Annotated in this window: 11 protein-coding genes and 1 pseudogene; 4 read left to right on the top strand and 8 right to left on the bottom strand. The window is 36.0% G+C overall.

The window, feature by feature from the left end; genetic code table 11:
• Positions 1 to 236: 236 nt before the first annotated feature.
• Complete coding sequence (elbB, locus tag DM84_RS03025; RefSeq protein ID WP_250778269.1) at positions 237 to 947, bottom strand: isoprenoid biosynthesis glyoxalase ElbB; 711 nt, start codon at positions 945 to 947, stop codon at positions 237 to 239.
• Positions 948 to 1,163: 216 nt separating this feature from the next.
• On the opposite strand from elbB, the gene DM84_RS03020 reads away from it, so the two are divergent.
• Together DM84_RS03020 and DM84_RS06075 are read left to right on the top strand one after the other, a co-directional pair.
• On the top strand, positions 1,164 to 1,967 hold the full coding sequence (locus DM84_RS03020) for a glycine zipper family protein (protein WP_250778268.1): 804 nt from the start codon (positions 1,164 to 1,166) through the stop codon (positions 1,965 to 1,967).
• A complete protein-coding gene (locus DM84_RS06075) occupies positions 1,954 to 2,088 on the top strand; it encodes a hypothetical protein (RefSeq protein WP_284706121.1) in 135 nt (44 codons plus the stop codon). Before DM84_RS03020 ends, DM84_RS06075 begins: the two co-directional genes overlap by 14 nt.
• A gap of 28 nt (positions 2,089 to 2,116) precedes the next feature.
• Here DM84_RS06075 and DM84_RS03015 read toward each other — a convergent pair whose 3' ends face one another.
• From DM84_RS03015 to DM84_RS02995, 5 genes are all read right to left on the bottom strand, one after another.
• A complete protein-coding gene (locus DM84_RS03015) occupies positions 2,117 to 3,619 on the bottom strand; it encodes a leucyl aminopeptidase (RefSeq protein ID WP_250778267.1) in 1,503 nt (500 codons plus the stop codon).
• A 96-nt stretch (positions 3,620 to 3,715) separates the two neighbouring features.
• Positions 3,716 to 4,366, bottom strand: coding sequence for a protocatechuate 3,4-dioxygenase (locus DM84_RS03010; protein ID WP_250778266.1), 651 nt, complete (start codon positions 4,364 to 4,366; stop codon positions 3,716 to 3,718).
• Between the two features lie 60 nt (positions 4,367 to 4,426).
• The gene (locus DM84_RS03005; protein WP_250778265.1) at positions 4,427 to 4,744 is read right to left on the bottom strand and encodes an FtsB family cell division protein; all 318 of its coding nucleotides are present in this window, start codon (positions 4,742 to 4,744) and stop codon (positions 4,427 to 4,429) included.
• A gap of 190 nt (positions 4,745 to 4,934) precedes the next feature.
• Complete coding sequence (gene ykgO / locus DM84_RS03000) at positions 4,935 to 5,063, bottom strand: type B 50S ribosomal protein L36 (protein ID WP_084221196.1); 129 nt, start codon at positions 5,061 to 5,063, stop codon at positions 4,935 to 4,937.
• A gap of 68 nt (positions 5,064 to 5,131) precedes the next feature.
• On the bottom strand, positions 5,132 to 5,950 hold the full coding sequence (locus tag DM84_RS02995; protein WP_250778264.1) for a pyruvate, water dikinase regulatory protein: 819 nt from the start codon (positions 5,948 to 5,950) through the stop codon (positions 5,132 to 5,134).
• A gap of 218 nt (positions 5,951 to 6,168) precedes the next feature.
• Between DM84_RS02995 and truA the strand changes: the two genes are divergently transcribed.
• A complete protein-coding gene (gene truA / locus DM84_RS02990) occupies positions 6,169 to 6,906 on the top strand; it encodes a tRNA pseudouridine(38-40) synthase TruA (RefSeq protein ID WP_250778263.1) in 738 nt (245 codons plus the stop codon).
• Position 6,907: 1 nt separating this feature from the next.
• Here truA and dnaN read toward each other — a convergent pair whose 3' ends face one another.
• A complete protein-coding gene (gene dnaN, locus DM84_RS02985) occupies positions 6,908 to 8,056 on the bottom strand; it encodes a DNA polymerase III subunit beta (protein ID WP_250778262.1) in 1,149 nt (382 codons plus the stop codon).
• Between the two features lie 164 nt (positions 8,057 to 8,220).
• A complete protein-coding gene (locus tag DM84_RS02980; RefSeq protein WP_250778270.1) occupies positions 8,221 to 8,520 on the bottom strand; it encodes a hypothetical protein in 300 nt (99 codons plus the stop codon).
• Here DM84_RS02980 and DM84_RS06250 point away from each other — a divergent pair.
• Positions 8,483 to 8,626, top strand: a pseudogene (locus tag DM84_RS06250) (IS256 family transposase); the annotation flags it as partial. The gene DM84_RS02980 and the pseudogene DM84_RS06250 sit on opposite strands and share 38 nt — an antisense overlap.
• Positions 8,627 to 8,710 lie beyond the last annotated feature (84 nt).

Raw genomic sequence — 8,710 nt, 5'->3', positions numbered from 1 at the left:
GCGTTGAGGATAAAAACGCCGATATTTGAGGTACATATAAATAATTAGCCACCGACCGGGGCTTCTTTTGCCTTGTTTTTTCATTTGGTAAATTTCTTGAATATTTATTACTAAAGTAGTATCCTGGATCCCAGTATCCGCTACTTGGATGACAGGAGGAGGGGCGCTGGAATGACACCCTTGTTGATTGGCAAAACGGTATCTTTAATTTGTCCTATTATCATTGGGATTTGGTATTAATTTCCTTTGTTGATCTTTTTTACCATGCTGTCAATCATATGTTTTATCCCTTGATATACAGAGTACGTACTTTCATCGCTACGCATATAAGCAGAACAGGAAAATACATTATGCTCTTCGTCTTCTATTGATAACTCTGTATCGCACTTTATGTGCTCGCCACCAAGCTTTTCTATCAACTTTTCCCTATCATCTCCTATAGTCACCTTAATTTTATTTCCTCTTTTGCCTATTTTATTACTTAAAATAAAAACAACCACCGCTGGAGATATACATATCGCTCCTATTGGCTTTTTCGCAGCAAAAAATTCTGAAACTAATCTTTCAAATTCGAGTATTACTGTTGCCGCGTCTTTACCTTCAGCTAGGTCAGATAGATTTTTCACAACTCCATATCCGCCTGGTACAACTAGCATGTCAAAATCTTTAGCTTTGGCTTCCTTCAGGTCATATATTTCACCTCTTGCAATTCTTGCTGCTTCTACAAGTACATTCCTCTTCTCTTTTACTGCCTCTTTTGTTTTATGGTTCATAACTTGTGTAATATTGATATCAGGTGCAAAGCATTTAACTTCCACTTCCTGCTGATCAAGCACGAGCAAGCTTAAAACAGCTTCTCTCACCTCTGCACCGTCGAGATGACCACATCCTGATAAAACCACAGCAGCGTTTAATTTTTTTTCTTCCTTAGGCAACCTCGTTTTCATATATTATACAGATTGTAGTACAAATTCCGTGTTTGAAAAGGGGTAATTATATTAATTACTTCATACTAATTATGATATAGTTAATAATTATTATGTATAATTGGGCATATTTATAGTTGATAGGAATTGAATATGGCGTAAGGTGGTGTAACAGATACTGGTTATTCGGAGCAGTTCATTGAAAATATAGCAAAATATATTAGAGAAAAGCCAGATTTGGTAGAAAAATTGCAGGAGCTATTAAAAGATAATGAGGATTTTAAAAACTTAAATAAGGAATTCAATGAATTAAGTGTCGAGGATGTTACTAATTTACTGAAGAACAGTGAAGAAGTGCTGGATAATGTAGTTAAGCATTTTACAGAGAACAAAAAAGACTTAGAAATACTTCTTGAGCAAGCAAGCAAAGTGAAGGACATGGAGGGGAAGCTCGAAACTTTAGGTAATCAGTTGTTAATTCAAGGAGTTATAGGTGGAGCAGCTATTACAGCACTAACAGGTGCACTAGCAGGTACATTGGCAATAGGAGGAGTGGCTGGTGCATTAATGGGTGGTGGATTAGCATTAGCCGGGCTTGTGGCACTGGTAGCTATAGTTGCTATTGGTTATGCTATATATCAACATAGAGGTGAGATAAAAGAAGGTGCTGAGTCGTTAGGAAAAGCAATTAAAAGTTTTGTGAAAGACTTGATCGATAAGTTGCCTACGGTTCAAGCAAGAGAGAATAATTTTGGTAGGTTACATGAGAAATTGTTTCAATCTATTATATACGCTAGTGGATCGGAGAAGGAAGGTGAAGCAAAGAGCGCTCGGGATAAGGCTATAGTAATAAAAATGCTTCAAAATGAAGGGCAACGTTCTGCTATAAAAGAATTAATAAAGGACGGGACCATTCAAAATTTTTCAGAAGATGAGATGAAAAGGCTTATAGAAAAAGGTCTTAGTACTCACGAAACTGATAAGAAAGCACTTGAGGAGCTTATGGATGATTTTCCACCTAAAAATTATGGCCATTGGTGAAGGTAAAATAGGGGAGGTAGAGGAAAAAGTTAATGAGAAAGTGAAAGAAATGAAGCCAAAATCCCAGGTGGATGATCCAAGTTCTAAACAAGTAAGCCCAAAAGAAGAGATCAGAAAATGATAGCTTTCTAAATTTCAGTATTAAGGCTTCAATTACCCGTTTCGTAGTATTTTTCAACCAATTTATTGAGCAACCTTATACCAAAACCTACCGCTCCTTTTGGGGAAATATCAGTGCCTTTTTCATGCCAAGCCGTGCCTGCAATGTCTAAATGTGCCCAGCAAGTTTCATTTACAAAACGCTGTAAAAATTGCGCAGCCATTATGCTATCTCCGCCAGAGCCTGCAGGAGCGATGTTTTGGACATCAGCAATCGGTGAGTCGATAATTTTATCGTAAGTCTCATTCATAGGAAAACGCCACAACTTCTCGTTTACTTCATTGCCTACATCAATAAGACGATTTGCTAATTCATCATTATTGGAGAAAAGACCAGCATACTCATTATTCCCAAGCGCAACCACTATAGCGCCAGTTAAGGTTGCAAGATCAACCATAAACTTAGGTGAGAATCTGTCCTGTGTATACCATAAAGCATCTGCAAGTACGAGCCTTCCTTCTGCATCAGTGTTTAACACTTCTATTGTTTGCCCAGACATCGAAGTTACTACATCACTTGGTCTTTGAGCATTACCGTCCACTGCATTTTCTGCAAGTGCAACTACACCAACCGCATTTACCTTCGCTTTTCGTCCGGCTAGAGTACGCATCACCCCAACCACAGTAGCAGAACCTGCCATGTCATATTTCATTGACTCCATGCCACGCGAAGGCTTGAGTGACACTCCACCAGTATCAAACGTTATGCCTTTACCCACAAAAGCTACAGGCTTTTGTTCTTTGGAAGTTCCATTCCATTTGATCACTACTAATTTTGGCTCTTTACCACTCCCTTGTGCTACCCCAAGCAATGCTCCCATTTTTTTCTCTTCCATCTGCTTCTTACCAAGCACTTCGATTTCAAGGCCAAGCTTAGTAAGTTCGGTTTTTATATAGTCAGCATAGGATTCTGGATATAAAACATTAGGTGGTTCAGTGGTAAGAGTACGTGTAAGAAATATGCTCTCACCTTCTTGTCTTAAACGCTCAAATGATTTTTCAGCACTACTGAATTGCTCATCTTTTGCTAGCACTGTGATCTCCTCTACTTCTGTAACTTTTTCATCCTTTTTGGTTTTATACTTATCAAACTTAAAACTGCGCAAAAATGCACCGTATGCAACATTTGTTGCATTGCCTTCGATTGAAATTGCCGCTCGCTTGATTTTTAATCTGCTTAGTTCGCAATATACTTTTCCGCCAATATTTAATTCTTTGTTTTCATCCCATTCATCTCTCTTGCCAAGTCCAGCAACTACAATATTCTTTCCCTCTGATGAGGTAATGGAGAAAAATTCACCAAAACCTCCATTGAAATCACTAAATCTTTTGATGCTATCTGTAATTTGCTTGTCTTGTAAAACCTTATCGTTACTTATAAATTCATCATTTTCAAACAAACCTACCACTAGCGTTTCAAAATCAGGTAAAGCCTTAGAAATTGTTATCTTCATCGTTGACATCTCCGTTGCAAATAATTGTAAGCTGCACATAAAACATAGTAAAAACATTAGTAAGATGTTTTTCATATGCATTTTAAGTACAACAGCGTTTAAGACTACTATGAACTCCCCTGATATGCAAGGGTTTTATCTTTTATCAGAAAACTTATTATACCCACCTAAGGTGATATTAAATGTGTAGGTCTTAATAGCCCGATCATTATAAGTAAATGGTGCTATCAGAAGGCTTGCAAGCCCATTGTCAATAAGATCCCCAAGAGCAGAATCAGCACAGTTGTCACAACTATGGTCGGCAAAGAACATTTGTGTTGTGAACTCTGGGAAATCTGGATGTTGAACCAAAAAGTTGATGTGTGGAGCCCTATCACCGATCTTACCAGGTGCTATTGTAATAAAATTATAATAGCCAAGGTTATTTACTATAAACCTTCCTGACCCAGCAAAATTTGGATCAAGCTTATCATCCTCCACATTCTTGTCATAATGGTTTACGCCGTGTGAATTCGCGTGCCATATAGAAACTACAGCGTTTTGTATTGGCAAACAGTTTACATCAGTAACTCTACCCACTATGCTTATTAATTCTCCTGTTGCGCTATTTGGAGAACCGGGTTTTCTTCTTAAGTTATTTGAAGAGTTAAAGCTTTTTGGTTTTGTATCAAGATCATAAATCTCTGGGGTTTCAATACAGTTGAGCAAAATAGGATCGGCTGCAAATGATGACAACCCGAACACAGTCTGTATTAAAAGCGCTAATAAGATATTTTTCACTTTCATCTCGTTTATAATGCCTGCACTTGGATTATAGCGGTTTTTTTCTTTTGTTTAAAGATGTTGCTATTCCACATCAAGAACAACCATTAGCTCTTTAGGGCTTACATAACCCAGAGCATTTCTTGCTTGTTCGTCAAGCAGATCCAAATCTAAGCTTTTTTCATATAGGCCGAACACTTTATTACTCAACTTTTCCCTTTCAAAAGATATATTCTTCAGCAAAAGTTTATTGTACTCTATCTCTTTTTTTAAATCCATTAATGCTGATAAGCCACGTTTACCCGTAATCGTACTGATACTAAAATATAGTGTAAGAGAAGAAATGAGCAAAGCTGTACTTAAATACAGTAGCCTCTTCTTATTCCTAAATACAAACATCATACTTTTACATATGAGAAACTAAAAAAACGTATAACATGAAAAAGTGAACAAGAAACTAAGCACCCTAGTTACAGCTTAGAATCCTTTTACCGCAAGCCAAGCCCGGATATACAACTGACATACAGTATTCTAGCCACGTTGTCTCAAGGCAACCAATAATCCCCTTGCATAATCAATTTATGACTGATACTCAAGAACCCTGGCGAGCTTTACACCTTGGCTTTACTTTATTTATAACGTAAATTTTACCACTCCTTCTCACAACTTTACAGTTTTTATCTCTGCTGCGATGGGACTTTAGTGAGCCTTTAACTTTCATAACTATACGAAAACCAAACTATTTTATATTATGGTTACTTACAAAGAGTTAGTCAATTGATAAATTTATCACATTCTATTAAAATATTGTATAATCGTTGCTGACACTTCCTCGATCGACTTTTGCGTTACATCGATAATTGGCCAATTGTTTTGTTTAAAAAGTTCCTCTGCTTTTTTAATTTCCTTTTCTACTTTCTTAGGGTCAGCGTATACATTATTATTTTCGTTGTTAATTGAAGTAAGTCTATTTTTGCGTATTTCCACCAGCCTACTTGCATCTATTGTTAGCCCTATTGTTAGCTTATTCTCTAACTTTGTTAAATCAACATAAAAGGGTATCTCACTAACAAAAGGAATATTTGCAACCCTATAGCCCCGATAAGCTAAATACATACTGGTGGGAGACTTTGATGTACGCGAAACTCCAATCAAGATTATGTCTGCCTTGTCAATATCTTGAATATTTTGTCCGTCATCATGATTAATAGTGTAGTTTATTGCCTCAATACGCTGAAAATACTCATTATTTATCTCAGTATGCAAGTCAAGCTTTTCGTCTTTTTCAATTTCAAGATAGGAAGAAATTTCTCTAATGATATGTGATAATATTGCTCGATAGGGAATTTCCAATTTTATACAATTACCTTTTAAATATTTTCTTAGTTCATCATCAGTAATAGTACATATAACAAAGTGATGCTCATCACTTTTCTTATTGATTTCCTCCAAAATTCTATCAATTTGTTCTTCTTTTTTCACGAAAGACCAAACATATTCAATTGTTTCTACAGAACGAAAGTGTTTCAGAGCTGACTTTGCAACTGATATAACGGTTTCACCACTTGAATCTGATACTAAGTGTAGATTGAGCTTTTTAAAGGTCATATTTTATATAGTATTATACTATATAATAGTATGGACTCAAGCAACCTGCTACTGAAATTGCACAAACATTGTGATTTCAAGACTAGTTATGTGTCACCCAAGTAAGAACACACCATAAATTTGTTTAAACCTCCAGCTATAGGCAAAAAGTACTCTTGATTAATTTATCTATTACCAGCGAGATTTGGTATAAGATAGAAAATTAGATAGACTTTGTAGTGCGATATAAAATAACGATAGAGTATAACGGTAGTAGTTTCTCTGGTTGGCAGAAACAACAACATTCTACTAACTCAATCCAGGAGACCATAGAAAATGCTATATTTAACTTCAATGGAGAGAAAGTCACTTTGCACTGCGGTGGCAGGACTGATGCAGGAGTTCACGCTTTAGGGCAAGTTGCTCATTTTGATATGGAGAGGGAATTTGAGCTTTACAGAATAAGGAATGCAATAAATTATCACTTAAAATCGATTCCCATAGTCGTGCTCAATGCAGAAGTTGTAGATGATGAGTTTCACGCGCGATTCTCAGCAAAAAAAAGACACTACGAATATAGAATAATTAACCGCTATGCTCCTACAGCTTTAGAAGCTGGTCATGTATGGCAAGTATTTAACCCACTTGACGTAAACATCATGCGTGAAGCAGCTAAACATCTTCTTGGAAAGCACAACCTTTCAAGTTTCCGCTCAAAAGACTGTCAAGCTGCAAATCCGGTAAGAACGATTGATGATATCGAGATAGCACAAAATGGGAGTCATATATACATCAAAATATCCGCTATTTCTTTTTTACATAATCAAGTGAGGATCATTGTCGGTACTTTGGTTGAATTTGGAAAAAACAAAACTAATCCACAAGAAATGCTAAATATATTAAATCAATGTAAAAGAAACGCTGCTGGAGTTACTGCACCACCTTGCGGTTTATATTTGGTAAAGATAGATTACTAACTTAAGTTCTCATTGGCATTACTATATATAATGCATTTGGATCATCTTCATCAGTGATAATTGTAGCACCATTGCCATCTGATAAGCTAAACTTACATTTATTTTTTATGCAGGATAAAACATCAAGCAAATAGCGTGAATTAAATCCTATTTCCATAGGAGCTTCATTATAATCTACCTCTATGGATTCAGTTGCATTACTGCACTCTTGGGAGTTTGAGTTTAGAGTTAATAATTTTTCTTGTAACGAAAACCTGATGGATTTTATTTTATCGGATACAACAACGGAAACCCGATCTATAACACTAGCTAGCTTGCCACTCTCGACAATCATTTGTTTATCCTGAGATGCCGGAATAACAGTTTTATAATCTGGAAAAGTTCCATCTATTAATTTTGATATTAAAATATACTCACCGCATGTGAATTTGATTTTTCTGTCTGAGAGCTTTATATTAGTTTCATTACAATCATCCAATACTTTCAGCAGTTCCATGACAGTTTTACGTGGAATTATCACACCAAATTCGCCGTTAATATTTTCAGGTTTATGCCTCTTTATACACGATAAACGGTGACCATCGGTTGCAACACAATACAGAAATTGCTCATCTGTATGCAAGTATATCCCATTTAAATTATATCTTGTATCATCTAGTGTTACAGCAAACTTCGTTTTAGTTAATAAGTCTACCAAATCTGCACTCAGTAGAGTAAAATCATATTTATGATCCCCTTCTTCAAGGACAGGAAAGTTATTTGAAACTACATTCGGTAGAGAAAAGTTTGCATTTCCGCAAGATATCAATAGTTTCCCTTGATCATTCATTCTGAAATTAATATCTGAATCAGTTGGCAACTTCTTCACTATGTCGTGTAAAGTATGTGCTGAGATTTTTACTTCTCCTTCCGCTGATACATTTGCAGCAAGTGAGGCAAATATTGAAATGTCAAGATCAGTAGCCTTTAATTTTATGCTGCCGTGTTGTGCTTTGATGTTTATACATGCTAAAACATCTATTGCGTTACGCCTTTCAACCACCCCGCTCACTCTGGATAGCGTATTTAAAAGACTTGCGCGACTCACGCTAAAACACATTTTTTCACATACAGCTTGCTCTTTGATTTCTACGTCTGCAACCTCTGACATACTAATTTTCAAAAATATATTTCAAATGATATCCACATTCTTTGTAAAGTAAAGTGCTATTTTACTGACAAACAGTGCTCGTTATATATTCACGTACAAGCATTTTTAAGCATAGGCCCAGCGGGCCTATGTGCATTGGGTGGTTAAAGGATCGAACAATAGGACTACAACCCCCGGTGTTGCTCAACGTTTTGATTGTTAAGATTTCCACTCGGCACACTACTTTCTGCAAACTTTTCAAATGCCTGTACTTTTAATGTAGGAATATTTCTCTCCTTAATATCTTGAAAATCTACAAAGTTAATCAGAGTGATTCCTCCATTTCCCAGTTTTTCTTTAAAATCACCATTGTGAACTTTAAAAAAGTTTTTTATACCAGCAAATGTCATAGTTTCGAAGTCACGTTCATAATGTGTTGATAAAGCATCAACTAATGGTCTGTGGATTATGCAGAAAAATCTCATAAAAAAGGCAGAACAGAATTGGACTATGGCTATACCTAATTGGGCTTTAACTATATCTCAACTTGATATTTTTTTCCCTGGTAGATTAAAAATCGGGTTGAATTAAAAAATTCGGTTTAACACACTTTTTTAAACCATACGCGTCAAGCTAAGGAAAGAAGATGTGAAAGAGAACAGAATAATAAGGTAT

The sequence above is a fragment of the Wolbachia pipientis genome, assembly GCF_023661085.1.
Taxonomy (GTDB): domain Bacteria; phylum Pseudomonadota; class Alphaproteobacteria; order Rickettsiales; family Anaplasmataceae; genus Wolbachia.
This window is presented reverse-complemented; position numbering and strand designations above follow the sequence as displayed.